Here is a 24,268-nt window from a genome sequence, read left to right on the forward strand (position 1 = left end):
TGCAGCTATACACTGCAGGCGGTTATTTTTCATTTCCGGCGGCGGGCAGGTTTGTAAACCCGAATTGCCCTCCGACAGCTTCTTTTACTTCATGAATAACGATAAATGATTTCGGATCAATTTTTTGAACATGTTTTTTGATTTTCAGCAATTCGTTCTTTTTAATGACAACATAGATAATGCGCTTGTCTTTGCTGCCGTAATACCCGTATCCGTAAAAAATCGTCGCCGCGTTGCCGTACTCGGAGGTGATGGCTTTGGCGATTTCTTCGTATTGGTCAGACATAATGGTGAGAGCTTTTTTATTATGGAAACCCTCAATGACAATATCGACGATTTTGGCGCACAGATATACGAATATAAACGTATACAGCATATGATTGATGCCGATCGCTAAAACGGATGCAAAAATGATGACACAATCCATATAAAACATGCTTTTCGAGATGTTAAAGCCCTTTGTGTAATTTAATAAATACGCCAAAAGCGTGGTCCCGCCGGTAGATCCGTCAGCGATAAAGATCAATGCCAGCCCCGCTCCCATCAGCAGAGCGCCGAATACAATCCCGAGCACCATATCGTGCACGCCGAACGGAATAAAGCTGACGATGCTGAGAAAAACAGAAGTCATTCCCGTACCGAGTATCGTGTATAAAATCGTTTTTTTCGTTAAAAATTTATAAGCCAGCCCGATAAAAATCAAATTTACAACCAGAGTCGTAATACTTGCAGGTATATGGAAAAGATAATATAACACGAGAGCGATTCCCACGGTGCTGCCGTCCCCTAAATGATTCGGGATGACGAAAAATTCCACGGACGCCGCAATAAGAAAGGCTCCGGCCATAATCATCAGTATATCCTTGCAAATGTTCTTCATGTGCAAACCTCCTCCGCAGTCAAAAATATATAAAAAACAAAAACGCCTCAAAAATTATCCAGCAGAACTAAATAATTTTTAAGACGAATCATTCACAATCTCGTTTGTTCATTCAGTAAAGAATGATCAGCTTCAATATCGAAGATTATATAGACACCTTCACATCTTGTCAATGCCGTGAAAATTGATTTTTCTGCAGTGTATATGAGGTTTAAATCAATTTAAAACGAGGAATTATATCAGAAGAGTTTTCATTTCTGCTCTATTAATAAGAGAAATGTAATGAGAGACAACGAAGAAGGGATGATGACATTGGAACGAATTTTTATCAGTCCGGCCAAATACGTGCAGGGAAAAAACGCCATTAAAACGATCGGCGGACATCTGGAGGGCGTTGGTGAAAAAGCCGTCGTCATCGCGGACAAAACCGTATGGGATATCGCGGGCCACAAGGTGACGGCTGAATTAAAGAAAAGCAATATCTCTTCTGAAGAGGCGGTTTTCAACGGCGAAGCCTCCCAGGAAGAAATGAAAAGAATTGCCGGCATCGCAGAAAAAGCAGGCGCGACTATTGTCATCGGAGTCGGCGGCGGTAAAACGCTTGATACGGCCAAAGCCGTATCAGATGAAATAAACGGCTATACCGTTATCGTGCCGACGGCCGCTTCAACGGATGCTCCGACAAGCGGGCTGTCTGTCGTGTATTCTGAACAAGGCGCGTTCGAAAACTATCGTTTCTATCATAAGAATCCTGACCTGGTTCTGGTCGATACGAAAATCGTCGCGGAAGCTCCGCCGCGCTTTTTAGCATCAGGGATTGCCGATGCAATGGCGACGTGGATAGAGGCGCGCAGTGTCATCGCCAATGGCGGTAAAACGATGGCAGGCGGAATTCCGACAATCGCCGGAGAGGCTATCGCGGAAAAATGTGAAGCGGTATTATTCAAATACGGCCATCTCGCTTATGAGTCTGTGAAAGCGAAAGCCGTTACGCCCGCATTGGAAGCGGTGGTTGAAGCCAATACACTTCTGAGCGGACTGGGATTTGAAAGCGGCGGCTTAGCTGCGGCGCATGCCATTCATAACGGATTTACCGCGCTTGAAGGTGAAATCCATCACTTGACCCACGGTGAAAAAGTGGCATTCGGCACGCTCGTTCAATTGGCGCTGGAAAAACGTTCGCTTGAGGAAATTGAGCGGTATATCGCGTTTTATATCAGCTTGGGGCTGCCTGTCACACTTGAAGACATCAAATTGAAAGACGCATCTAAAGAGGACATTATGAAAGTGGCAGAAGCCGCGACGATTGAAGAAGAAACGATTCATGCCGCTTTTGACGTGGCGGCTGACGACGTGGCGGATGCCATTATAGCGGCTGATCAATACGCAAAAGCATTTAAAGAAAAACACGCGTAAAAGCTTTTACCGCGTGACCCGGACCCAAGGGCTGTTACAGCCCTTGGTTTTTTTATGCCCTGTGAAAACTTTTAAAAATAAAGAAAAAATTATGATACAATATACAAATGTTTTGAGAGATTGACAAAGGAAAGGTGGGAACGATATGCTGCATAATCCGACCGGTAAGGAGCGGCTTGCGCTGGCTTTTCTTCTCGGAATGCTGGCGATACTGGGGCCGCTCAATATAGATATGTATCTGCCGAGTTTCCCTGAAATCGCTGAAGATTTAAGCGCCCGCGCATCGCTTGTCCAGCTCAGTTTAACCGCATGTCTGATCGGACTGACAATCGGACAGGTTGTTGTCGGCCCGTTAAGTGACGCGAAGGGAAGAAGAAAACCGTTATTACTATGTATTTTTTTATTTGCGTTGTTTTCTCTGTTTTGCGCACTTGCACCGAACATTACTACATTAGTGATTGCCCGTTTTCTTCAAGGATTCACCGCTTCGGCAGGACTCGTTTTATCCCGTGCAATCGTCAGAGATGTGTTTACGGGAAGAGAGCTTTCTAAATTTTTCTCGCTTCTGATGGTCATTACCGCCGTCGCGCCGATGGTGGCGCCGATGACGGGAGGCGCGATTTTACTGCTTCCGTTTGCATCATGGCATACGATTTTTCTCTTTTTAACCTTTATCGGGTTTTTGCTTGTTCTTATCATTGCGCTCAAGCTGACAGAAACCCTGCCGCCGGAAAAGCGGACTCCGAGCTCCATCGGAAATTCCGTGCGGACAATGGGAAGCCTGCTGAAGGATCGGTCATTTATCGGCTATGCGCTGACGGTCGGTTTTATTCACGGCGGGAGCTTTGCGTATGTCTCCGGAACGCCTTTCGTGTATCAGGATATTTACGGAGTATCGCCTCAGGTATTCAGTGTTTTATTCGGCATAAACGGTCTGGCGATCATTACCGGAAGCTTTATCATCGGGCGTTTCGGCGGAATCATTCACGAAAAAAGCCTGTTGAGAATCGGCGTGATTACAGCGATGACGGCGACTGCCGTTCTGCTCGTCATGACGATCATTCACGGACCGCTGGCGGCACTGGTGATTTCAATTTTTATTTATATGATTACGATCGGCATGACGCTGACAAGCACCTTTACATTGGCGATGGAAAAGCAGGGACACCGCGCGGGAAGCGCAAGCGCACTGCTCGGCATGCTTCCGCTTCTTCTCGGTTCCATCGTGTCGCCGCTTGTGGGGATGAATGAAGCGACGGCCGTCCCGATGGGGGCAATTATGTTCACGACATCCGTTATCGGTTCCATCGCTTTTTTCGCCTTAACAACAAAACCGGAGAAAGCAAAAAAGGAGTGAAATGATTCACTCCTTTTTTTGATGCCCGCTATTCATATTTCTTCAGCACGATCGCCGAATTATGCCCGCCAAAGCCGAATGAGTTGGAAAGGCCGATCGTTAACGATTGATGGCGGGGTCCTTCTGACACATAGTCCAAATCACATGCCGAATCAGGGTGCTGCAGATTGATCGTCGGCGGAATGATGCCGTGTCGCAGGCTTTCTGTCAGAGCGATGGCTTCAACGCCGCCTGCCGCGCCAAGCATGTGGCCGAGCATTGATTTGTTGGCCGTAACCGGAATGTCATACGCAAGCTCCCCGAATAATGTCTTGATGGCCAACGTTTCAGAAAGATCTCCGGCTTTTGTGCTTGTCGCATGGGCGCTTACGACATCAATGTCTTCCGCTGAAACGTTCGCCTTTTTCAAAGCGTTTTTCATCGCCAGGTATGCGCCCGTTCCTTCCGGATGGGAGGCCACCATATGATAGGCATCCGAACTTGCGCCGTAGCCGAGCACCTCACAAAGGATCGGGGCGTTTCTGCCGATTGCGCTATCCAATGATTCCAATACTAAGATGCCCGCGCCTTCACTCATGACAAATCCATCGCGATCCGCGTCAAACGGCCGGCTTGCCGCGGCGGGGTCTTCGTTTCTCGCTGACAGCGCGTGGGCATTGCCGAAGCTGGCTAATGACAAATTCGTAATCGCCGCTTCCGCTCCCCCGGCAAACATGATATCTGCGTCATCATTCCGAATGGCGTTGAATGCTTCCCCGATCGACGTATTGCCGATGGAACACGCGGTGACGGGAGAAAGTGAGGGGCCGAGCGCGCCTAATCTGATGCTGATTTGAGCGGCGGCCGCATTTGAGATCATCATGGGGACAAGGCTCGGGCTCACTTTTCGCGCTCCCCGTTCATTTAAAGTATGAACATTATCAATCAAAGTCGTGATGCCGCCGATTCCCGAGCCGACGTACACGCCGAGGCGTTCACGGTCAATCTGATCGAGCTGAATCCCGGAGCTTTCAAGCGCCTGTTCTGCTGCCGCTAAAGCAAACTGGCTGAAACGGTCAAGCCGTCTCGCTTCTTTTCTGCCCCATCTTTCTTCTGCGTCAAAATCACGGACGGTACCGGCTATTTTTGTCTTTGAGCCGGAGACATCAAACGAATCGATGAAAGAGATTCCCGATTTTCCTTCCGTCAGGTGTTTCCAAAATGTATGCACATCATTGCCGAGAGGTGAAATCACTCCCATTCCGGTGATCACAACTCTTTTCATGGTCATTCCTCCTTCGGTATGTATTTATTGTAACTCGCAATTATCCTATTACAAGTTGTTGATTATCCTAGTATAATGAATACCAGGGTAAGAGAGGAGAGATTCGGTATGATACCAGAAGGAAGATTGCAGGCGCTCTCAGAGTTTTTAAAAACGCAGCGGGCCAAAATTTCTCCGCAGATGGCCGGGCTGCCGATGGGCACACGGAGAAGAACGCCCGGACTCCGAAGAGAAGAGGTCGCGCAATTAGCCGGCGTAAGCACCACGTGGTATACGTGGCTGGAGCAGGGCAGAGACATTAAAGTGTCCGCAGCCGTATTGGACGCCGTTTCCGATGCGCTGCAGCTCAACAAAGATGAGAGAAATTATTTATACGCGCTTGCCATTGAGGAGGGCGTGAAGCAGCCGTTTGCTGCGGAGGAAGAAGCGGTTATCAGCCCGTCCCTTTCAAAAATCCTGCAGGAGCTCCGTTATTGTCCCACCATTATCTCGGACAGGCGGTGTCATATCGTAGGGTGGAACCAGGCTGCGGCGCACGTGTTTTTAGATTTTGAACAAATTCCTCCTGAAAAGCGGAATCTCATAGAGCTATTGTTTTCCAGAAAAGAATTAAGAAGTTTAGCCGTGAACTGGGAGCACTTTGTGAAAGGATTCATCGCCATTTTCAGAACGTATTACGGCCAGTATGTAGCTGATACGTGGTATTCTCAGTTTATAGAAGAAATGGAGAAAACGTATTCGGAATTTCATACGCTGTGGAATGAGAGCGAAGTCAGCTCGGCACCCGAAGTATTAATTGAGTTCCGCCACGCGAAGGCGGGAAAAATGGTCTTTAACCTGACTTCATTTCAGGTTCAGGGCAACAGTGATCTGCGTTGCAGTGTGTATACGCCGGTAGATCATACCGAAACGGAAGCAAAGCTGAAAAAGCTCTTCGAAAACAGATGAAGAACAGAAAAAAACGGGAGGCGGCCGCCTCCCGTTTCAGTTTAAAATAAAAGCATGAGACCGGCGATGGCCGGTGTTAAAAAGATGGCTGATTTCAGAATGACTTTCGGCACGAGGTTGGTGAATTTCGCTCCGACATATGCGCCGCACATCGTTCCGATCAGCACTTTGACCAACAGCATATAATCGACAAATCCTTCCGTCACATAACCGAGTCCTCCGCCGACCGCAAGCGGGATAATGACAAGCATGGTGGTGCCGACCGACTGGCGGATGGATAAGCGCAAAAGAATCATTAAGCCGATTTGGATGAAAGGGGCAGAGCCGATCCCGAACGTTCCGGACAAGATTCCTGCGATGACACCGAGTACAACGGCTTTCACCCATATGTTCAGATTGCTTTGCTGTCCGGAATCTTCTTGTGTTTCTTTTACAATAAATAACCGGACTAAAATAAGCAGAGCAGATAAAAACAGCATGCCCGCCGTCAAGTAATGCAGCAAATCTGCGGGGATAAGGGAAGTAAGCCTTGCCCCGAAAAACGAACCGAATGCCGCAAAAACGCCGACGATGAGACCGATTTTCATCTGAATATTGCCTTCACGGTAGTGGCTGAATGCCCCCGATAAACTTGTGAAAGCCATTCCGGCAAGGGAGGTGCCTAAAGCCGTATGAATCGGTACGTGAAACAGTATAGTTAAAAGTGCAATAACAAAACCGGCTCCCCCGGCGCCGATAAACCCGAGAATAATCCCGAGAAGAAACATAACGAGTATAATAAGCACAATCTTCTCCTCCATTTAGATGCCTGAACACCATGTTCCGCTCCGCTGTATCAGGTTTTAATAATCGACCGTAGTCCGTCGACCGTCGTCTAATATCTTTATGTTACCTCAAATTTAAGGTATTGGCAAGAAGACGAATTGCTTTTATACAGAGGGTTTACAGCTCTTTCACCATCACTTTTTCCCCGTTTGAGTCCAGCTCTCCATTGAATAAGAAGCCGAATTTTTGATAAAGCCGCAATGCGTGGACGTTATCTTCAAACAGGCTTAAATAAATCCGTCTGCAATCATATATTCGAACGAGATGGCGGATAAGGGCATCAAGCAACAGCTTGCCCAATCCCCGTCCCTGATAGCGTTCATCAATAAAAAAACGGTCAAGCCACACTCTGCCGTTTTCATTTTCCTCATCATATTCCGGAAACCATCCGTACATGGCAAAGCCGACCAATTCCCCGTTAACATAAAGACCGGCCGGCTGATAATGCCGGCAATCCTCAGCATCTTGTAAGCACTCTTCCGCGGTTTCAATAAATGAAGTCTGGCTTTCACTTACATGAAGCGCCAGTATATCGGCACGGTTTTCTTCCGTGACTGTTCTGATTTCAATCGTCATACTTGATACTCCTCTTCCGCTTTTTTTGAGACGGTAAAGCTTTCATTGCGTAAGCCATTTGTGAATCAGCCTTCTCTCGGATACAATGATCATCATAAAGGATATGGTTACCGTATAGTCAAGGAGGCATTATGAGCGAAGACGTCAGAAAATACTTCACAACGGGTGAATTTGCAAAACTGTGCCACGTAAAAAAACAAACCCTGTTCCATTATGACGAGATCGGCCTGCTTTCTCCGGAAATCAAAAAAGCGAACGGATACAGATACTATTCCTATCATCAATTCGAACTGTTCCAGGTCATCGGTCTGTTTAAGGAGGTCGGCGTGCCCTTGAAGCAGATCAAACCGCTCTTAACAGACAAAACCCCTGAGGGTATCATCACGCTTTTAAAAGAGAAATCTTCAGAAATCGAAAGCAAAATCAAAAAGCTGGAGCACCTGCAAAGGATGATTCGGACAAAGGTGAAGCTGACCGAACAAGCCTTGGAGACAGACTTTTCCTCCGTCTCATTGCAGCGATTAGATGAAGAGACACTTATGATAGGACGGCCCGTACTCCATTTGCCAGAACGGCAATATACTGCCGCCATTTCCGAATTGATCCGCTATATGCGGGTACATGAACTCGATCAGGGGCATCCGGTCGGCGGACTGTTTGCGCGGGAGCAGATTCTGAAAAAAGAATTCTACAACTACACCCATTTTTATATGAAGACAGATGAAGGCATAGAGAATAGAGACCTCCATATCAAGCCGAAAGGGCTTTATGCCGTCGGGTACCAAATAGGGGATGAAGCGGAAGCGGCTTACCGCAGCATCATGCAGTTTATTGAAGAGTATGGGCTGGAAATGGGCGATTATGCATATGAAGAATATATGCTTGATGAGGTTGTGGCGGACGGGTTTGACAATCAGATCACAAGAATCCAGCTGCAAGTCCGCAATCGATAAAGCCGATGCCGCCGTTCATTTACGTCTTTTAACAAACCTTGTATAATGAGAAAAATCAGTTTGCAATTGAGGTGAAAAACGATATGTTTCTAGCGCCCTTATTTGAACATGATGTACCGGCAGCACTTCTCCGCCCTTAATGGAGGAAAGTGACTGCGCTTCTCTCCGTTAGGGCACATGACGTGACCTAATATGATAACGGAGGGTGCATCAAATTGAAAAATACATTGTTCGGTTCGATTTATTTGGCATTGGCCGCCAGTATCTGGGGCGGTATGTATGTCGTTGTAAAAGTTGTGGTAGCGGTCATTCCGCCGCTTGAACTGGTATGGCTGAGATATGCGGTGGCGCTTCTTTCGCTTTTGATTCTCAGTTTATTTACACGCCAATCCTGGAAAGTTCATAAACGTGATTTATTACTGATCGCTGCGATCGGATTGATTGGCAACACGGTTTCGATCGTCACGCAGGAAATCGGCACGAAATTATCAACCGCGCAGATGGGTGCGATTATTACGGCATCCACTCCCGCATTTATGGTTGTATTTGCCCGGCTGATGTTGAAAGAACGGTTAACGCTGAAAAAAGGAATATCGACAGGGCTGGCGACGATCGGAGTATTGCTCATTGTGGGGAACGGAGATCTCAATATGTCGAGCCAGCTCGGCGGTCTCTCGCTTCTGGCTGCGGCGCTGACATGGGCTTTGATGTCCGTGCTGATGAAACGGGTTCCGGGCCATTACTCACCGCTTGTCGTCACAACGTATTCCATTTGCGTCGCATTTGTCATCCTGACCCCGTTTACAGCGGGCCCGCTTCGGGAGATTCCTTTGTCTCAGCTTGCCCGGCCTGAGATATGGGGCGGACTTTTATATCTGGGTGTGATCTCAACCGCCTGCGCGTTCATGCTTTGGAATCGCGGATTGCAATTACTGAATGCGGCAAGCGGCGGTCTGTTTTTCTTCTTTCAGCCGCTTTCCGGGACTTTGCTCGGCTGGCTGCTGCTGGGAGAGACGATCGGAGGAACCTTCTGGATCGGAGCGGCTCTTATTGTTTCAGGCGTCGTTCTCGTCATGAAAGAAAAATAGAAAATGAAAAAAAGCCATTCAGCAAATGAATGGCTTTTTTCTGTTTTTCCGGCAGGATTCGCCCCTCCATAAACAGAAAACAAGGAGCAGAAACGGATCATGGGCACCGGTACTCTCAAGGTGCAATACTCGGACCCTCAGGGTTTCGTCAATTAACATAACGGGCGGTGAAAAAATGGAGCCAAAATGGCTAGATTGGGCAAAACAGCTTCAATCCGCGGCGCAAGCGGGGCTGGCTTATTCCAAAGACATATATGATATTGAGAGATTTGAAGAAATAAGAAAAATAAGCGTGGATATCATGGCGCATCATAGCGGCATCGACAAAAGGGTCATCAAAGACGTATTCGCCGGTGACACGGGCTATCCCACTCCGAAAGTTGATATCAGAGCGGCAGTTTTTAAAGATCAGAGCATATTAATGGTAAGAGAGAAAAGCGACGGCAGATGGGCGCTGCCGGGCGGATGGGCTGATATCGGGATTTCTCCGGGCGAGACCGCTGTCAAAGAAGTAAAAGAGGAGTCAGGAATCGACGTAAAGCCCGTTAAACTGTTAGCTGTAATGGATAAGAAATGCCATTCCCATCCGCCGTCCGCCGCCCACGTTTACAAAGTGTTTATCAAATGCGAGATCATCGGCGGCCGGATCAGGGAGGGAACAGAAACAAGCGCCGCCGGCTTTTTTGCGGAAACGGAACTGCCGCCGCTATCTGAAACCCGCAATACAAAAAGTCAGATTGAAAAGATGTTTGCATATCTCAAACATCCGGACGAACCCGTTTATTTTGATTAAGGCAGCAATCAGAAAGAAAAGGGGGCCCGAGTATAATGGCGGATTCAATTAAACAGCAGGCGCAGCGGCAATTTGCCAAAAATGCCGCGAAATATGTGACTAGTCCAGGACACGCCGCAGGAGAGGATTTGGCGTATCTCGTTTCAGCTTCCGGTGCCGAAAAGCATATGGACGTGCTGGATATCGCGACGGGAGGCGGACATACGGCTAACGCTCTCGCTCCTCTCGTACGCTCTGTTATCGCCTATGACCTCACGGAAGAAATGTTAGCAGCCGCTGAAGCATTTATAACCGGAAACGGATGGACGAACGTGTCATTCGAAAAAGGCGATGCTGAAAAGATGCCGTTTTCCGATGCTGCTTTCGATATCGTCACATGCAGAATCGCGGCGCATCATTTTCCCGATGTCAGAGCCTTTGTTCATGAAGCGTTTCGGGTTGTCAAACCGGGCGGCAGACTGCTTCTCATTGACAATACCGCACCTGAAAAGGATGAATATGACCATTTTTATAATGACATTGAGAAGAGACGGGATCAGAGCCACTTTCGGGCGTGGAAAAAAACAGAATGGCTCTGTTTTCTGGAGACAGCCGGCTTCCGGATTGAATCCGCTGTCTGCTTTTTGAAACCATTTCAATTTACCGTCTGGTGTGAACGGGCAGGCCTGACTGAAGAGAAAGCCGCATTACTGGAAAAACAGATGCTGGATGCTCCTCGTGATATACAGCGGTTTTTTTCTGTAGAAAAGGATCAATCAGGCCGTATTGCGGGCTTCACAGGTGAATCGGCCTGTTTCTGCGCGATCCGTCCCGTCTGAGACGAAAAAAACCGCTGTGCAGTTTTCCTGCCCGCGGTTTTTTTCGTATTATCTGTTCTTGATTTGAGAAATAATAGCGGAAGTGACATCTTCCGTTGAATGTTTTCCGCCGACATCAGGAGTCAGAATGCCGCTGTTTGTGACCGTTTCAATAGATTGTAAGAGGAGATGGCCCAGTTCCTCTTCTCCGAATGAATCGAGCATTAATTTCGCCGTCCATATTTGGCCTATAGGATTGGCAATTCCTTTTCCGACAATATCCGGGGCGGAGCCGTGAACAGGCTCAAACATGGAAGGATATTTGCCGTTTACATTGATGTTGGCTGCGGGAGCGATTCCGATGCTTCCCATAATCGCCGCGCCGATATCTGTCAGCACATCTCCGAACAGATTCGAAGCGACAATGACATCGAAGCGTTCCGGCTGCGTGACAAAGAAGGCCGCCAGTGCATCGATGTGCTGGGAATCCGTCTCAATCCCGGCGTACTCACGGCTGACCTCTTTAAAGATGTCATCCCAGAACGGCATCGAGTGAACAATACCGTTTGATTTCGTCGCGCTTGTGACGTGTTTCCGCCGATTGAAACAAGTTTGTTTGAATGCTGAATGAGTGAGTAAACTCCTTAACCCTCCCTGCAATCCGGATGCCGTTGACTCACGCTAGAAACGCATCATCACACAGGCTCCCTGACATGCAGATCGATTTCCACTTCAGTTTTCCTTTTTCATTTTGCACATTTCTCCTGTAATAAAAAAAAAGCAGGCTATTGCCTGCTCATTATGTATTACTTAGTCTTATCTATATTTATATTTTACTCCAGATACCTTAGTAGATGCATTTGACCACTTATAAACGGTAACCGTGTAAGAAATCTCTAAACCCTTTTTCTTAGAATTAGCAGTTTTAAAAGGCTTAATCATATTATTAGCTCCTACTTGATACATTAAAACACTTAAACCAGTAGAAGGGTGTACCAACCCAATAATATAACCGAGAATAAGCCCTTTATTAGACCCCATGCTGTTATATCTAGAAACAACTTTTTTTACCTGATTTTTTGTGTAATAAACCTTTACCCTTTTTTTAAGAAGAACATCATTATCACACTGAGTCCCAAGATTTGTCCGTCGACAAGCTGCTTCAGAACTTGGAGCGAAAGCAGACAGCACAGTAGCGAGAATACACCCCGCTATAAATAATTTAGTAACCTTCTTTAACACTTTTTTCTCTCATCACCTTTACTCCGTTTCGCAATGCTATAAATCACTAATGCACCAACGAATATAGCAAACAAAACAGTTAATAATACATTACTTAAATCAAATACAGAATTAAGTAATAATACTATAATTATATATAATATCAAAAAAAAGTAAAATGTTTTTTTCATATTTTTACCTCTCTAACTTTATTGTGTAAAGACATATTGTGGATGTAACTTTTAATGTGAAGATGCCATTAGACCGTCATCAATCGTCCTGTCTTGTACGTATATTCACCACATTTAAAGGATTGGTTACCGTTTCCTTGCAGTCCCCTGCTGCGATTTGTCATACAATTTTCTCTCTCTATCTCTTAAAAAAATTGTGTCATTTCTTTGGCAAAACCCCAGCCGAACGCTGCCGGTTCCTAAACAGATCACTCTGTCCGTACCCCGTCGGGAAAAGACCGCGTTTTGTATGGCGATTTCGTCCTCACCCTGATTGATTCTGCCGCCGACAGAGCTGTACTCGCCCTCACTGTTTTCGCGGACGACTATCAGATCAAAATCCTTCGGGTTAACGAGGGGAGAAGTGATTCCCGGCAGGAGTTTTGCCGGCCGCACATTAATCACCTGTTCAAATTCCCGGCGTATCTTGATGAGCAGCCCCCCACAGCGAAACATGATCGGGGACGAGTTTTTGATTCCCCGCCGCTCCCAAAAACAAAGCATCAAAGTGCTGTAACCTTTCTCATCCATCATCCGGTATCATAGTCCCGTGCTCCAAATAATACTCGCAGCTCCGCGGAAAAGAAGTGAACTCAAAGGCAATGCCTCCATGTAATTCGGCGATCGCGTTCAACACCCGCTCCGCTTGCGGAACTGCTTCTTTCCCCACACCGTCCCCCGGTATGCTGGCAATCTTGTATGTTTTCATGTTTCCGTCACCTCCGAATGAATTGTTTTCGGTTTACGGAATACCCTCGACCAACTATACTTCCATATTACGGCACCTCCGATATGCTGACAAGCCCGGGAATGTTGCTTCCATAGATAAACTGTTATATGATCTTGGTAACAATAAGGCCTAAATTGTATGAAGAGGTAGGAAAGATGGATAATTTTAAATTAGATAAGCCAATCCCGTATTATCTGCAATTTTATTCCCAATTGAAAAAAATGATATTTGACGGGATTTTTAAACCGGGTGAACGGCTGAATGAGACTCAGCTGGCCAAGGATTTCGGAGTCAGCCGGTCGCCGGTCAGAGAAGCCATGCGGCTCCTTGAAAAGGACGGGCTTCTGACGGCAGACGATCGAAACGGCTTTGTCATTTATTCTTTGTCCGTTAAGGATGTTGAAGAGATTTATAAAATCAGAATGTCACTTGAATCACTGGCGGTCGAACTGGTTATTGATGAAGCGGCTGAGAGTGAAATTGACCTCATTGAAAAACAGCTGCGGGAGACGGAAGAAGCCATCAATAAAGGCGTCAAAGAGACTGAGATTATTTCCTTAAACGAGTCGTTTCATCGGCTCCTTGTGGATTTCAGCCGCAACAGCCGGCTGGCCATGCTGCTTGAGCATGTCAATGTGCTGATTCATTTTTGCAGAGTTCTTAATTTTAAAGGCGATGAACGTGCGGAGGTTATTCTGCATGAGCACCGGAAAGTCTTTGAAGAAATAAAAAAGGGCGACAAAACAAAAGCCGTGCAATATATGACGGAGCATCTCAAGCATGATGAAGAACATCTGAAAGGCGTGCTGAGAGCGGAAGAAACAGACGAATCATCACGATAGACAAGGCGAAATGCCTTGTCTTTTTTTTGCCGATGTCATCGAACCGTCATAAAGACCTGACGGATGTTCCTTGCATGATTTTTTTCGCGTCATTTATGATGGATATGGAAGAGACGCAAAAAAGGCAAAGGAGATTGAAAAATGGCGAAACATATTCTGATGATCAATTTTCCCGCAGAAGGACACGTAAACCCGACATTGGGTATGACAAAGGCCTTCAGCGAACGGGGCGATCACGTTCATTATATCTCAACGGAAAAATACAAAAGCAGACTGGAAGGAGTAGGGGCGAAAGTTCATCTTCACAGCGATCTGCTCAGAATGACACCTATTGATCCCGGCAGTCCGTCCGGCATACTTGCATTTTTAAAGGTTCATATCAAAACGTCACTGGAGATTTTACATATTGTGCAGCGGCTGGCAGAGGACATTCAATTCGACGCCGTCTATTATGATAAATTCGGTGCGGGAGAGCTGGTGCGGGATTATCTCAACATTCCCGGCATCTCTTCTTCAGCATCCTTCCTGTTCAATGAAGACCGTCTGAAAATACTGCCGCTCCACCCGGAATCGGGCGTGCCGTTTCAGCCGGACAGGGAATGTGAAGAGCTGTTGGCCGAGATGAAAGACAAATACGGTGTCGCCCCTGACAGCATGGTTCAATTTATGAACAACACAGGTGAATTGAACGTCGTCTATACAAGCAGATATTTTCAGCCCGAAAGTGAGACATTCGGAGATGAGTATTTATTTATCGGTCCGAGTTTTCCGAAGAGAAAAGGGCGCGTCGACTTCCCGATTGACTCACTAAAGAATGAAAAAGTCATTTATATCTCAATGGGAACGGTGCTCGGGGACACGGAAGCGTTTTTCAATCTGTGCATAGAAGCGTTCTCAGATTTTGAAGGAAAAGTAGTCATTGCCGCCGGGGAAAAAGCCGATCTGTCGAAAATCAAACAGGCGCCGGAAAACTTTATCATCGCCCCGTACGTGCCGCAGCTTGAAGTGCTGGAGCAGGCCGACGTGTTTGTCACGCATGGCGGAATGAACAGTGTAAATGAAGGCATTCATTATCAAGTGCCGCTGGTCGTCATCCCGCACGATAAAGACCAGCCGATGGTTGCGCGCCGCCTGACTGAATTGGATGCAGGCTATACCGTGCAAAAAGATGAAGTGAGCGCTGAAAAGGTAAAGCTTGCCGCGGAAGAAGTGCTGCATAACGGAAAATACAAACAAGGCATTCAAGCCATTAATGAAAGCTTTAAAGAATGTACGGACATGAAGGATGTTCTCGCCCGGATCGACCGGTTTATTGAACAAAAACATGCTCAATAATACATGGAAAAAGCCTGTTTCCTCTGTCAAGGGAAACAGGCTTTTTATAATGGCTTTTAGATGATGTGATGTTCTGCATTTGCAAGTTTCACAAGAGTCAGAAGAGATTCTGCCTCACGTGCGTCGAGTGTTTTTGCCAGACGGTCTTTTTCAAAGATCTGCTGGCCGAAGACATTCACTGACGCCTGGTCAACCGCCGTGTGCCAGTTCTTTTGTGAATGATTCTCAGAAAAAGAGAAAACGAACACGGTGAAGACCGCTATAAGCATCGCCATGACCCAAAATTTTTGCCGATTTCCTGCTGCTGACATAGGCCGCCTCCTAAACATTTTACTGGTATTAGATCATATATGAGCTGTTTTTAACAGAGTAAAGAAGTCATTATTTCATGTAGTCCAAATGAAACGGAGCACAGCCGAAAGCCCGCCGGTCAGGCCGATGAGCCAATTCATATTTTGTTCATATTTTATTAAAAGTTTATCCAAGTCTGTCCTTTACAGTAGATATAACCACAAAATGCTGCTGAAAGGAGCCTTTAAAAAATGCATATTCATATGATCAACAAAAACCAGTTTGAGAGTGACTTGGAGGCGGCCGGCTTCAGCCGTCAGGCAGATGATATTATCGGCAAAATGAAAGAGTACGTAACGGAATACGCGGCTTCATCCGAACGGTTCCTGATTGAAATTCAAACCGTCATGAACGAATACAAAGCCGTCGTCTGCGCGATGTTTTCGACTATGGAAATTGCCGGTGCAAATAAAGACGAGAAGCATGTTGAATTCGAAGCCTGCACAGTATTGTGTGAATAAAAGACATTCATCAAACCTCCGCGGCTGCCTGAACGGCAGTATACTGACTGATGTTCCGGAAAGGGAAAATATTGAAACTTCTAAAGCGGCCGTTCGTATAAAAGGGTAAATCAGCTTGTATATGGAGGTTCGTGAAATGAACGAAAAGAAAAAACAAGCGTTTGAACAGCTTTTCAGCACTTTAGACGAAAGACATGAAATAAACGGCGCTGTATTGGCAGCGGAAAACGGCCGCATCTTATACCAGGGTTCATTCGGCGCTGCAGAACTGAAAACAAAGAGGATGCTGAATGACCAATCGGTCTTTGAATTGGCCTCAGTATCTAAGCCGTTTACAGCTTTGGGCGTTATCATTTTAGAGCAGCAAGGGAAGCTGCGTTATGACGATATGATAGAGCGGTGGCTTCCTGATTTTCCTTATCCGGGCATTACCATTCGGCATTTACTCCATCATACGTCAGGATTGCCGGACTATATGGAGTTGTTCTTAACACATTGGGACCGGGACAGAATTGCCGTTAATCAAGATGTGATCAATATGCTCAAGCAGCATAAGCCGGATGCTTATTTCCCGCCGGGCAAGGAGTGGCTTTACAGTAATACGGGGTATGCGGTGTTAGCGGTTATTATAGAAATTGTATCAGGCATGAGTTTTGCTGAATTTATGAAACAAGCCGTATTTCATCCGCTTCGTATGCACGATACGCGGATTTATAACAGAAGGCTGAGTAAAGAAAACATTCCGAACTATGCATATGGCTATGTGTATGATGTTCATTCCAGAGAATATGTGCTGCCGGATGAACTTGAGGAAACTGATTATGTCGTCTTTCTTGACGGAATTCAAGGTGACGGAACCGTTAACTCCGCTATTAGAGATTTATATCTGTTTGATCAGGCTCTTTATACGGAAGAAATCATCGGCAAAGAGTCTAAAGATCAAGCGTTTACACCGGGCTATTGGAATGAAGAAGAGCAATTCGGATACGGATTTGGCTGGATGATTCAAAACAGCCCCCAAAAAGGGAAGGTTATCAGTCACGACGGAGGCTGGCCGGGCTATTCAACTCTGATGATCCGGTATATTGACCAGAATAAAACATTGATTTATCTCAGCAATATGGAACAATCGTATCAATTTGAACAAGCTGTAATTGCCGCGGCTGTAAACATCTTATTTGATCAGCCATACGTGATTCCGAAACGTCCGGCAGATCAGAAAAAAGCAGATATCGATCCTGCGATTTACAGCAGATTTACCGGCAATTACTCATTTCAGGATGACACACATGCATCGGTGGCGGTAAAAGAAAACCGATTGTATCTTACAATAGACGGGCAGACTCCATTCGAATTATTCCCAATGACGGAAACCCGTTATTTTGTCAGGGCGCTGCCGCTTGAAATTGAATTTGCAGGTGATAAAGCACAAACAGCCCCGCATTTCGTTTTATATCAGGACGGCACAGAAGAAACGGCTGTGCGGATAGACTGAGTGACATGCAAAACAAAACCGCCGTCCTGAGAAGACGGCGGTAATAGAAAAGTCAGACCCCTTTGATGACGCGAAATTTTCTTTTCGGCTCTGACATAAATATAGAAGAAAAAATCATAGCTCCGAGCATTGTGATGTATTCCATATAAAGCGAAACCTCTGCCAAAACCAACCCCGCAATCATTAAAACAGCGCCCAATACCACCGCAAAAACCTTCGTTTTCATGATGAGTTCCCCCTATTATCTGATAAATGAATTATACTGCATCTCCATTAATGTGTACATTTTGTGAACAATTTCACCTGATGAAAGGCAATAAAGAGAGATTTGAAGAATTAGGAGAAATGACAGGCCATCTTTTTGTTTTACTGAAGAAACGAAAGGGAAAGTGAAAAATCAAAAAGGCAAAGGAGTTCTTGAAATGAAAGCGAGACTATTTTTATTCAGCATGTTTCTCCTGATCCCCGTTCTGGCGCTTGCCGGATGCAACAGCCAATCTTCAGGAGGAAGCGAAAAAGCGAAAGACAAAGAAACGCACTCTCACGAAGACATGAATCACTCGGGTTCATCCGAGGTGCCGAAAGGTTTAAAGAAGGCAGAAAATCCGACTTATAAGGTCGGCAGTGACGTCATGATTTTAGCTTCTCATATGAAAGGCATGAAAAATGCGCAAGGAACCGTAAAAGGTGCTTATGATACAACGGTTTACAGTGTGTCGTACACTCCGGAAACGGGAGGAAAGCGCGTCGAAGATCATAAATGGGTCATTCAGGAAGAGCTGAAGGGCGCCGGTGATAAAACGTTAAAACCGGGTGACAAGGCCGTGATCGAGGCATCCCATATGAAAGGCATGAAGGGCGCCGAAGCCGTTATTGATTCAGCCAAAAAGACAACCGTTTATATGGTCGACTATACACCGACTGACGGCGGCCAAAAAGTAACCAATCATAAATGGGTGACAGAAGACGAGCTTGCTGCCGCAAAATAAAAAGACCGCAAAAGCCGAAGGAACTCCTTTGGCTTTTTTGCGGTCTCACATTTATGCGGATTTTCTTTTCAAGGCAGGTCTCGTTAAAGAGAATACAGCTAACGCGACAGCGATAATGACAATCAAACCGCCGCACCAGGCTGTTGCTGTGACAGAACCGGTTTGTCCGATCACGCCGCCGCCGATGGCTGACCCGAGCGCGATGCCGATCTGCAAAGCGGACGTGTTGAAGCTTTGCTGAATATCGGAAGACTCAGGCGCAATTTTGATTAAATAGCTTTGCTGCGCCGGCGCAAGGCTCCAGCTGAGCAATCCCCAGATCACCATCGCAGGCAGGAAAATGATTAAAGAAACCGTTGTCAGCGGAAGAATAAACAGGATCAGAGCGAAAGAAACGGTCACAAGCATGATGCTTTTAAATGCTCCTAAACGGTCATACAGCCAGCCTCCGAACGGGCCGCCGCATACCGCTGACAGACCGAACAAAAAGTAGCATACACTGACCCAAACGGAACTCAAATGAAGCGTTCTTTCCAAAAAAGGCGCAAAGTAGGCATAGAGTGTGTAATGCCCCGCCAATGTAAACAAGGTGACAAGATGTGCGCTGGCAATTTTGGCGGTCCCGATCGTCTTGATCTGCTCACGAAACGGAATCATTTTTTCAGCAGGTATTTTTTCAAAAAAGACGCTGATAATCAGCATGGAAACGAGAGATAATACGCCGATTCCCAAGAACAGAACGCGCCATCCGAAGGCATTGCTGATGATAATGCCGACAGGCACGCCTAAAGCGATTGCGGAGCTGAACCCCATGAAAATGATGCCGATCGCCCGCGCTCTGTATTCAGGCGCCACGATTTTAGGAGCAATCGTTAAAGAAAGGACGACAATCAGCCCTGTGCTCATGGAAGCGAGAACCCGTGACACCATAAGTACGGCGAAATTGGGACTGAAATAAGCCACCAGATTACTTAGGAAGAAAATAAACAGTGCGATTAAATAAAGCCGCTTTCGTTCAGCCTTTGCCGTCACCGCCAAAAGCAGCGGGCCGGATACCGCGTAACCGAGCGCAAACACGCTGATCAGCTGCCCCGCGCTGACGATGGATATATCTAAGTCGGAAGCGATTTGCGGAAGAATACCGCCCACAATTAATTCAACCAATCCGACTGCGATGGTAGATGCTGCAAGCAGAAATACTTTGAAATTCATGTACAGATACTCCTTTTTTTATTTTTTAGAAAATAAAAAATCCTGATTACAAAAAGTGTACGGGACAATTTTTGTAATCAGGATTTTACGGTTCCTGGTAGACACCCTCAAACCATATCATTGAGGTTATACAATGTATGCAATATTCGGTTGTGTCCGTTACTGCAAAAAATTCTACCATAATAGTGAGGGAGATTCCATAGAAAATTCGAGGAAATCCTTTCAATTTCAATATCGGCGGCTGTAACGTCATTGATGAAGCAGGGAAAAAAATTTATGATAACCGTAAGGAGTCTATACAGATCAAACATTATACAGCCGGAGGAAACCGATGAATAAGTACGAAAAAATCGCCAACGAAATGAGAAAGAGGATTAAAAGCAGTGTATATGACATAGATCAGCCGATCCCGGATGAAAAGACGCTCGCTGCGGAGTTCGGGTGCAGCCGGATGACGATGAAGCGGGCGCTTGATACACTTGCGGCTGAAGGAATGCTTTTCAGAAAAAGAGGGCACGGCACGTTTATCATTCAATCAGCCATGCAGGATGAGCACGTTCACGTAGTCAGCAACGAAATTCTCGGCCTGAGCAATTTGTTAAAAGGAAAAAATATCAAGAGCAAGGTCATCCGGTTTGAAGTGCAGTTTCCGTCCCAAGATGTCGCCGCACATTTGGCCATTGATGAAAAGACTCCCGTCTATTATGTAGTGAGGCTCAGAATTGTTGAAGGCGAACCGTACGTTCTTGAAAAAACGTACATGCCGGCGAGCCTTATACCCGGCATTAATGACGAGGTGCTCAACCATTCCATCTACGATCATATTACGCGGGAACTCCAGCTCAAAATCGCAGGCTCACACAGAAAAATCAGAGCGTGCAAGTCGGATGATATGGATCAGCAATATCTCGGCTGCCGGCCGGATGATCCGATACTTGAAGTCGAGCATGTAGGCTTTTTGGACAACGGCACTCCCTTTGAATATTCATTTTCCCGCCACCGTCATGACAAGTTTGTCGTGACCTCAGTCAATATAAAACGTTCATAAAAGCGCCGAAGAGTGAGAGAAAAACTCACTCTTTTTTTGTTGCCGCTGATTTACATCTTCGCTTCTTTTATGTTATATTACCCAATGATAGAATCATCCTACAAATTTCAGAGGTGTTTTGATGGAGATATCCAAAACAAGCAGACTGTCGCTCGTAGAACAAGTGGTGACGCAAATTGAATCGTTAATTCAATCGGATAAATGGCCGGTCGGGACGCGCATTCCCCCTGAGCTGGATTTAATGAAGCAATTTGATGTGAGCCGAAACACATTGCGTGAGGCCATTCGGGCGCTCGTACATGCCGGCCTGCTTCAGACAAGGCAGGGGAGCGGTACGTATGTCAGCTCATCCAGTGTTCTCGGCGCGGCATTTTACCGCCATATTAAAAAATCAAATTTGCTTGAAACATTAGAAGTCAGATACGCACTCGAAAGAGAAGCTGCGCGATTGGCGGCGGAAAGGCGTAATGACGAAGACCTGAAAGCACTGAAGGTGTGCTTGGATGAATGTGAAGCGGCCTTGCAAAATGAAGATCGAAAACGATATGCCGAGGCTGACATTAAACTGCACAAAACCATTGTACAGGCGGCCCATAACAACATGCTTTCTGATCTTTACGAGCATATGACGGAGGCGCTTTGTGCGTCAGTCCATAACCTGTTGGAAATCACCCCTGCTATACGGATCCACACCCAGCTTGCCGCCGCGATTATCGGACAGAAGCCGGATCAGGCCATGGAGGCCGTCAACCAATACATCACAGTATTTAAAGATACAATACACATGGAGGATGAACATGAAAATTAAAGACGAACATCAAATTCTGCAAGCAAGTCAGCGTAAAAAACTGATATTGCTGGTCATCGGAGTCATATTGATAGGGGCCAACCTCAGAGCGCCTCTGACATCGGTCGGGCCGCTCGTTTCCTCAATTCGGGACAGCCTCGGCATGACCAATGCGGCTGCCGGCACCATTACGACAGTGCCGCTTTTGGCCTTTGCATGTCTGTCGCCGTTTGTTCCTTTATTGTCGCGGCGCTTCGGGACCGAGATTGTGTTACTGTCATCATTAATTGTCCTGACAGCCGGAACTCTGCTGCGCTCCATCGCCGGAATCGGCACTCTCTTTTTCGGAACGATCCTGTTGGGATTGTCGATCGCCGTATGCAACGTCCTGCTGCCGAGTCTCATTAAACATAAGTTTCCTGGAAATTTAGGCATCATGACCGGCGTCTACTCGGTTTCTATGAATCTGTGCGGCGCGATTGCATCCGGCATCAGCGTGCCGATCGCCTCTTCAGCGGGGTTAGGCTGGAAAGGCGCGCTCGGCTGCTGGGCTATCCTTTCTTTCATTGCGTTTGTCATGTGGATTCCGCAAATGCGAGGACGCGAACTGCCCGTCCGCACGACTGGGACAAACGGAGAGAAGAAAAGCAGTCTGCTGCGGTCTCCGCTTGCTTGGAAGGTGACGATGTTCATGGGGCTGCAATCCCTTATTTTTTACACCGTCATCGCTTGGCTGCCGGAAATTCTTCAGCAGAATGGACTCAGCTCAAGTAAGGCGGGATGGATGCTTTCATTAATGCAATTCTCAGTCCTGCCGATTACTTTTATCGTGCCGATCGCTGCCGCTAAAATGAAAAATCAGCGCGCACTCGCCGGACTGACAGCTTTATTTTTCCTTATCGGCATTGCCGGCGTTCTTTTCGGAAGCCCGGCTCTCACTCCGCTATGGGTCATTTTAATCGGAATTGCGGGAGGCTGTGCATTCAGCTTGGCGATGATGTTCTTCAGCCTGCGGACCCGGCATGTTCATGAAGCCGCGGCGCTTTCCGGCATGGCCCAGTCATTCGGATACCTGCTTGCCGCGTTCGGGCCGCTCGTATTCGGTTTGCTGCATGACATCACGCACGGCTGGACGGTTCCGTTATTCATGCTGATCGCAGTCTCCGTTCTGATTTTCATTTTTGGAGTCGGAGCGGGAAAAGCGGAACAGATCAAAACAGCATAAAAAAACAAAGGGCCCGCTTAGGGTCCTTTGTTTTTTATTTAAAAAGCTGTCTCAGGCCGTCACGTTGTCAGTTTTAAGCCGATGACACCAATGAGGATAAGCCCTAGAGACACCAATTGTGACAGATTGAATTTTTCTTTAAACCAAAGTATGCCCACGGCCGAAACGCCGATGCTTCCCATGCCGGTCCAAGCCGCATACGCGACACCTGTGGGAAGAACCTGCATCGCTCCGGAAAGACAAAAGAATGAAAGCATAAAGCCTGTTACCATGACAATCAGCGGCCACTTTTTTTTAAAACCGTCAATATGTTTCATGGCAACGGCTGCTACAACTTCCTCCGCTCCGGCAATAAATAACAGCAGCCATGCCATTAATGTTCACCCCTTGTTTCAGTTTCTTTCGTAAATACCTTCATTCCTAAAATGCCGGACAACAGCAAAGCCAAAAAGAATATTTGCCCGATTGAAAACGATTCGCCTAAAATGACGCCCGTTACATATGTGCCGACGGTGCCTATTCCGACAAAAACGGTATATGCGGCAGCCATCGGAATTTTTTTATAAGAGCGGATCAGCATCAGAAAGCTGACGGCAATCAGAAGGAAAATACCAATCCAATCAAAGAGCGAATCCGCATGCTTCAGGGCGGACGCCCAAACTACTTCTAACAGTCCGGCTATCAATACAAGCAGCCAATACATGATACAGTCACCTCAGTTATGAATGAATGTCAGTCATTTTTACGGCGGTCAAAAATGATCGGTCTCTGCCAATCATTTCTGCAAGCTTCTTTTGAGAAAGCTGAATATTTCTTTTTTATATACTTCGAGATCGACATCCTGTTCACAGCCGATATAAAACCGTTCAGCCGCGTTCTCGACAACGTTGATAATCGTTCTGGCCGTCCATCTGACATGAATGCCGCTGTGGACCTCACCCTGTTCAATGGCCGTATTGATCACGCCTTCCAGCCAGGAATAATAAGGCTGATAAATGGCTTCCCATTTCTCCATTGAATGATCGATGGCAAGACCGGAATAACAGAGAACGATAATATCTTTATGAAGCCGGGTGATGTGAAATGTCTCATCTACCAAAATGTCCAGCAACGTCCAAAAATCTTCAGAACCGTCCGTTTTCCCTTTTATTCTGTCCAGCGTAGTGTCGAGCAGGTTTTCTGCAATCGCGGATATCAGTGCGTTTTTAGAAGAAAAATATAAATAAAACGTACCTTGGGCCGTTCCGGCTTTTTTGACGATTTCTGAAATGGATGCTTTGTCTAATCCTTTTTCAGAAATGACTTCAATCGCGGCTTGCAGGATCTTTTCGTATTTTCCCGAGCTTTGTTTTGCCAATAGAGGGGTTCCTCCTTTTATGAATGACTGTCATTCATTTTATCGCATGTTCTCTTTTTTGTCATCCCTTAAAATAAAAATACCGGAA

The 24,268-nt window shown here is 46.4% G+C and carries 27 protein-coding genes, 1 pseudogene and 1 riboswitch; of the genes and pseudogenes, 15 read left to right on the forward strand and 13 right to left on the reverse strand.

Annotation, left to right across the window (positions count from 1 at the left end; translation table 11 throughout):
• Positions 1 to 22: 22 nt before the first annotated feature.
• On the reverse strand, positions 23 to 880 hold the full coding sequence (locus tag JNUCC21_RS02940; protein WP_032866769.1) for a YitT family protein: 858 nt from the start codon (positions 878 to 880) through the stop codon (positions 23 to 25).
• Positions 881 to 1,162: 282 nt separating this feature from the next.
• Between JNUCC21_RS02940 and JNUCC21_RS02945 the strand changes: the two genes are divergently transcribed.
• Together JNUCC21_RS02945 and JNUCC21_RS02950 are read left to right on the forward strand one after the other, a co-directional pair.
• Positions 1,163 to 2,296 carry a glycerol dehydrogenase gene (locus JNUCC21_RS02945; RefSeq protein WP_369878550.1) on the forward strand — a complete coding sequence of 378 codons (1,134 nt, stop codon included), beginning with the start codon at positions 1,163 to 1,165 and terminating at the stop codon, positions 2,294 to 2,296.
• 145 nt (positions 2,297 to 2,441) lie between these two features.
• Positions 2,442 to 3,653: a Bcr/CflA family efflux MFS transporter gene (locus JNUCC21_RS02950; protein WP_136396161.1), complete on the forward strand. Its 1,212-nt coding sequence runs from the start codon at positions 2,442 to 2,444 to the stop codon at positions 3,651 to 3,653.
• Positions 3,654 to 3,681: 28 nt separating this feature from the next.
• On the opposite strand, the gene fabF is transcribed toward JNUCC21_RS02950, so the two are convergent.
• Complete coding sequence (gene fabF / locus JNUCC21_RS02955) at positions 3,682 to 4,917, reverse strand: beta-ketoacyl-ACP synthase II (RefSeq protein ID WP_085341777.1); 1,236 nt, start codon at positions 4,915 to 4,917, stop codon at positions 3,682 to 3,684.
• Positions 4,918 to 5,025: 108 nt separating this feature from the next.
• Here fabF and JNUCC21_RS02960 point away from each other — a divergent pair, with 108 nt between their 5' ends.
• Positions 5,026 to 5,865, forward strand: a complete 840-nt coding sequence (locus tag JNUCC21_RS02960) for a helix-turn-helix transcriptional regulator (protein ID WP_007409314.1) — start codon at positions 5,026 to 5,028, stop codon at positions 5,863 to 5,865.
• A 41-nt stretch (positions 5,866 to 5,906) separates the two neighbouring features.
• Here the strand turns inward: JNUCC21_RS02960 and JNUCC21_RS02965 are convergent, their stop codons facing one another.
• Both JNUCC21_RS02965 and JNUCC21_RS02970 read right to left on the reverse strand, forming a co-directional pair.
• On the reverse strand, positions 5,907 to 6,650 hold the full coding sequence (locus JNUCC21_RS02965; protein WP_015416927.1) for a sulfite exporter TauE/SafE family protein: 744 nt from the start codon (positions 6,648 to 6,650) through the stop codon (positions 5,907 to 5,909).
• Positions 6,651 to 6,807: 157 nt separating this feature from the next.
• Positions 6,808 to 7,266 (reverse strand): GNAT family N-acetyltransferase, encoded by a 459-nt coding sequence (locus JNUCC21_RS02970; RefSeq protein WP_017419174.1) that lies wholly within the window; start codon positions 7,264 to 7,266, stop codon positions 6,808 to 6,810.
• Between the two features lie 131 nt (positions 7,267 to 7,397).
• Here JNUCC21_RS02970 and JNUCC21_RS02975 point away from each other — a divergent pair, with 131 nt between their 5' ends.
• The 4 genes from JNUCC21_RS02975 (at position 7,398) to JNUCC21_RS02990 (ending at position 10,918) form a co-directional block, all read left to right on the forward strand.
• Positions 7,398 to 8,219 carry a MerR family transcriptional regulator gene (locus JNUCC21_RS02975; RefSeq protein WP_060561999.1) on the forward strand — a complete coding sequence of 274 codons (822 nt, stop codon included), beginning with the start codon at positions 7,398 to 7,400 and terminating at the stop codon, positions 8,217 to 8,219.
• Positions 8,220 to 8,434: 215 nt separating this feature from the next.
• Complete coding sequence (locus tag JNUCC21_RS02980; protein ID WP_015239274.1) at positions 8,435 to 9,307, forward strand: DMT family transporter; 873 nt, start codon at positions 8,435 to 8,437, stop codon at positions 9,305 to 9,307.
• Between the two features lie 175 nt (positions 9,308 to 9,482).
• Complete coding sequence (locus tag JNUCC21_RS02985; RefSeq protein WP_369878551.1) at positions 9,483 to 10,100, forward strand: NUDIX hydrolase; 618 nt, start codon at positions 9,483 to 9,485, stop codon at positions 10,098 to 10,100.
• 35 nt (positions 10,101 to 10,135) lie between these two features.
• Entirely contained in the window at positions 10,136 to 10,918 is a 783-nt protein-coding gene (locus tag JNUCC21_RS02990) for a class I SAM-dependent methyltransferase (RefSeq protein WP_069006895.1), read from the forward strand.
• A gap of 48 nt (positions 10,919 to 10,966) precedes the next feature.
• On the opposite strand, the gene JNUCC21_RS02995 is transcribed toward JNUCC21_RS02990, so the two are convergent.
• The 3 genes and pseudogenes from JNUCC21_RS02995 to JNUCC21_RS03005 all read right to left on the reverse strand — a co-directional run.
• Positions 10,967 to 11,557, reverse strand: coding sequence for an isocitrate/isopropylmalate family dehydrogenase (locus JNUCC21_RS02995; RefSeq protein ID WP_272914178.1), 591 nt, complete (start codon positions 11,555 to 11,557; stop codon positions 10,967 to 10,969).
• Positions 11,558 to 11,713: 156 nt separating this feature from the next.
• Positions 11,714 to 12,139, reverse strand: a complete 426-nt coding sequence (locus tag JNUCC21_RS03000; RefSeq protein ID WP_020955408.1) for a hypothetical protein — start codon at positions 12,137 to 12,139, stop codon at positions 11,714 to 11,716.
• 416 nt (positions 12,140 to 12,555) lie between these two features.
• A pseudogene (locus tag JNUCC21_RS03005) lies at positions 12,556 to 13,057 on the reverse strand (isocitrate/isopropylmalate family dehydrogenase); the annotation flags it as partial.
• Positions 13,058 to 13,233: 176 nt separating this feature from the next.
• Here JNUCC21_RS03005 and JNUCC21_RS03010 point away from each other — a divergent pair.
• Together JNUCC21_RS03010 and JNUCC21_RS03015 are read left to right on the forward strand one after the other, a co-directional pair.
• On the forward strand, positions 13,234 to 13,920 hold the full coding sequence (locus JNUCC21_RS03010; protein ID WP_020955411.1) for a GntR family transcriptional regulator: 687 nt from the start codon (positions 13,234 to 13,236) through the stop codon (positions 13,918 to 13,920).
• A 141-nt stretch (positions 13,921 to 14,061) separates the two neighbouring features.
• A complete protein-coding gene (locus JNUCC21_RS03015; RefSeq protein ID WP_025284340.1) occupies positions 14,062 to 15,255 on the forward strand; it encodes a macrolide family glycosyltransferase in 1,194 nt (397 codons plus the stop codon).
• A 56-nt stretch (positions 15,256 to 15,311) separates the two neighbouring features.
• On the opposite strand, the gene JNUCC21_RS03020 is transcribed toward JNUCC21_RS03015, so the two are convergent.
• The gene (locus JNUCC21_RS03020) at positions 15,312 to 15,566 is read right to left on the reverse strand and encodes a hypothetical protein (protein WP_007409304.1); all 255 of its coding nucleotides are present in this window, start codon (positions 15,564 to 15,566) and stop codon (positions 15,312 to 15,314) included.
• A gap of 231 nt (positions 15,567 to 15,797) precedes the next feature.
• On the opposite strand from JNUCC21_RS03020, the gene JNUCC21_RS03025 reads away from it, so the two are divergent.
• Both JNUCC21_RS03025 and JNUCC21_RS03030 read left to right on the forward strand, forming a co-directional pair.
• Positions 15,798 to 16,067, forward strand: a complete 270-nt coding sequence (locus JNUCC21_RS03025; protein ID WP_007409303.1) for a hypothetical protein — start codon at positions 15,798 to 15,800, stop codon at positions 16,065 to 16,067.
• A gap of 136 nt (positions 16,068 to 16,203) precedes the next feature.
• Positions 16,204 to 17,562: a serine hydrolase gene (locus tag JNUCC21_RS03030; protein ID WP_369878552.1), complete on the forward strand. Its 1,359-nt coding sequence runs from the start codon at positions 16,204 to 16,206 to the stop codon at positions 17,560 to 17,562.
• Positions 17,563 to 17,614: 52 nt separating this feature from the next.
• Here JNUCC21_RS03030 and JNUCC21_RS03035 read toward each other — a convergent pair whose 3' ends face one another.
• Positions 17,615 to 17,788, reverse strand: coding sequence for a hypothetical protein (locus JNUCC21_RS03035; RefSeq protein ID WP_007409301.1), 174 nt, complete (start codon positions 17,786 to 17,788; stop codon positions 17,615 to 17,617).
• 196 nt (positions 17,789 to 17,984) lie between these two features.
• Here JNUCC21_RS03035 and JNUCC21_RS03040 point away from each other — a divergent pair, with 196 nt between their 5' ends.
• Positions 17,985 to 18,551, forward strand: a complete 567-nt coding sequence (locus JNUCC21_RS03040) for a YdhK family protein (RefSeq protein ID WP_007409300.1) — start codon at positions 17,985 to 17,987, stop codon at positions 18,549 to 18,551.
• 51 nt (positions 18,552 to 18,602) lie between these two features.
• Here the strand turns inward: JNUCC21_RS03040 and JNUCC21_RS03045 are convergent, their stop codons facing one another.
• Entirely contained in the window at positions 18,603 to 19,763 is a 1,161-nt protein-coding gene (locus tag JNUCC21_RS03045; protein WP_007409299.1) for an MFS transporter, read from the reverse strand.
• A gap of 54 nt (positions 19,764 to 19,817) precedes the next feature.
• A riboswitch (purine riboswitch) is annotated at positions 19,818 to 19,917 on the reverse strand.
• Positions 19,918 to 20,094: 177 nt separating this feature from the next.
• Between JNUCC21_RS03045 and JNUCC21_RS03050 the strand changes: the two genes are divergently transcribed.
• The 3 genes from JNUCC21_RS03050 (at position 20,095) to JNUCC21_RS03060 (ending at position 22,823) form a co-directional block, all read left to right on the forward strand.
• Positions 20,095 to 20,811 (forward strand): GntR family transcriptional regulator, encoded by a 717-nt coding sequence (locus JNUCC21_RS03050; protein ID WP_007409298.1) that lies wholly within the window; start codon positions 20,095 to 20,097, stop codon positions 20,809 to 20,811.
• 121 nt (positions 20,812 to 20,932) lie between these two features.
• Positions 20,933 to 21,619, forward strand: coding sequence for a FadR/GntR family transcriptional regulator (locus JNUCC21_RS03055; RefSeq protein WP_031378597.1), 687 nt, complete (start codon positions 20,933 to 20,935; stop codon positions 21,617 to 21,619).
• Positions 21,609 to 22,823, forward strand: coding sequence for an MFS transporter (locus tag JNUCC21_RS03060; protein WP_012116961.1), 1,215 nt, complete (start codon positions 21,609 to 21,611; stop codon positions 22,821 to 22,823). Before JNUCC21_RS03055 ends, JNUCC21_RS03060 begins: the two co-directional genes overlap by 11 nt.
• 59 nt (positions 22,824 to 22,882) lie before the next feature.
• On the opposite strand, the gene JNUCC21_RS03065 is transcribed toward JNUCC21_RS03060, so the two are convergent.
• The 3 genes from JNUCC21_RS03065 to JNUCC21_RS03075 form a co-directional block, all read right to left on the reverse strand.
• On the reverse strand, positions 22,883 to 23,197 hold the full coding sequence (locus JNUCC21_RS03065; RefSeq protein WP_007409295.1) for a multidrug efflux SMR transporter: 315 nt from the start codon (positions 23,195 to 23,197) through the stop codon (positions 22,883 to 22,885).
• Positions 23,197 to 23,526: a multidrug efflux SMR transporter gene (locus JNUCC21_RS03070; protein ID WP_003156023.1), complete on the reverse strand. Its 330-nt coding sequence runs from the start codon at positions 23,524 to 23,526 to the stop codon at positions 23,197 to 23,199. The genes JNUCC21_RS03065 and JNUCC21_RS03070 overlap by 1 nt, the downstream gene beginning before the upstream one ends.
• A 72-nt stretch (positions 23,527 to 23,598) precedes the next feature.
• Positions 23,599 to 24,180: a TetR family transcriptional regulator gene (locus JNUCC21_RS03075; protein ID WP_007409294.1), complete on the reverse strand. Its 582-nt coding sequence runs from the start codon at positions 24,178 to 24,180 to the stop codon at positions 23,599 to 23,601.
• Positions 24,181 to 24,268 lie beyond the last annotated feature (88 nt).

This window comes from Bacillus sp. JNUCC-21 (genome assembly GCF_041222765.1).
Classification (GTDB): Bacteria; Bacillota; Bacilli; order Bacillales; family Bacillaceae; genus Bacillus; species Bacillus velezensis.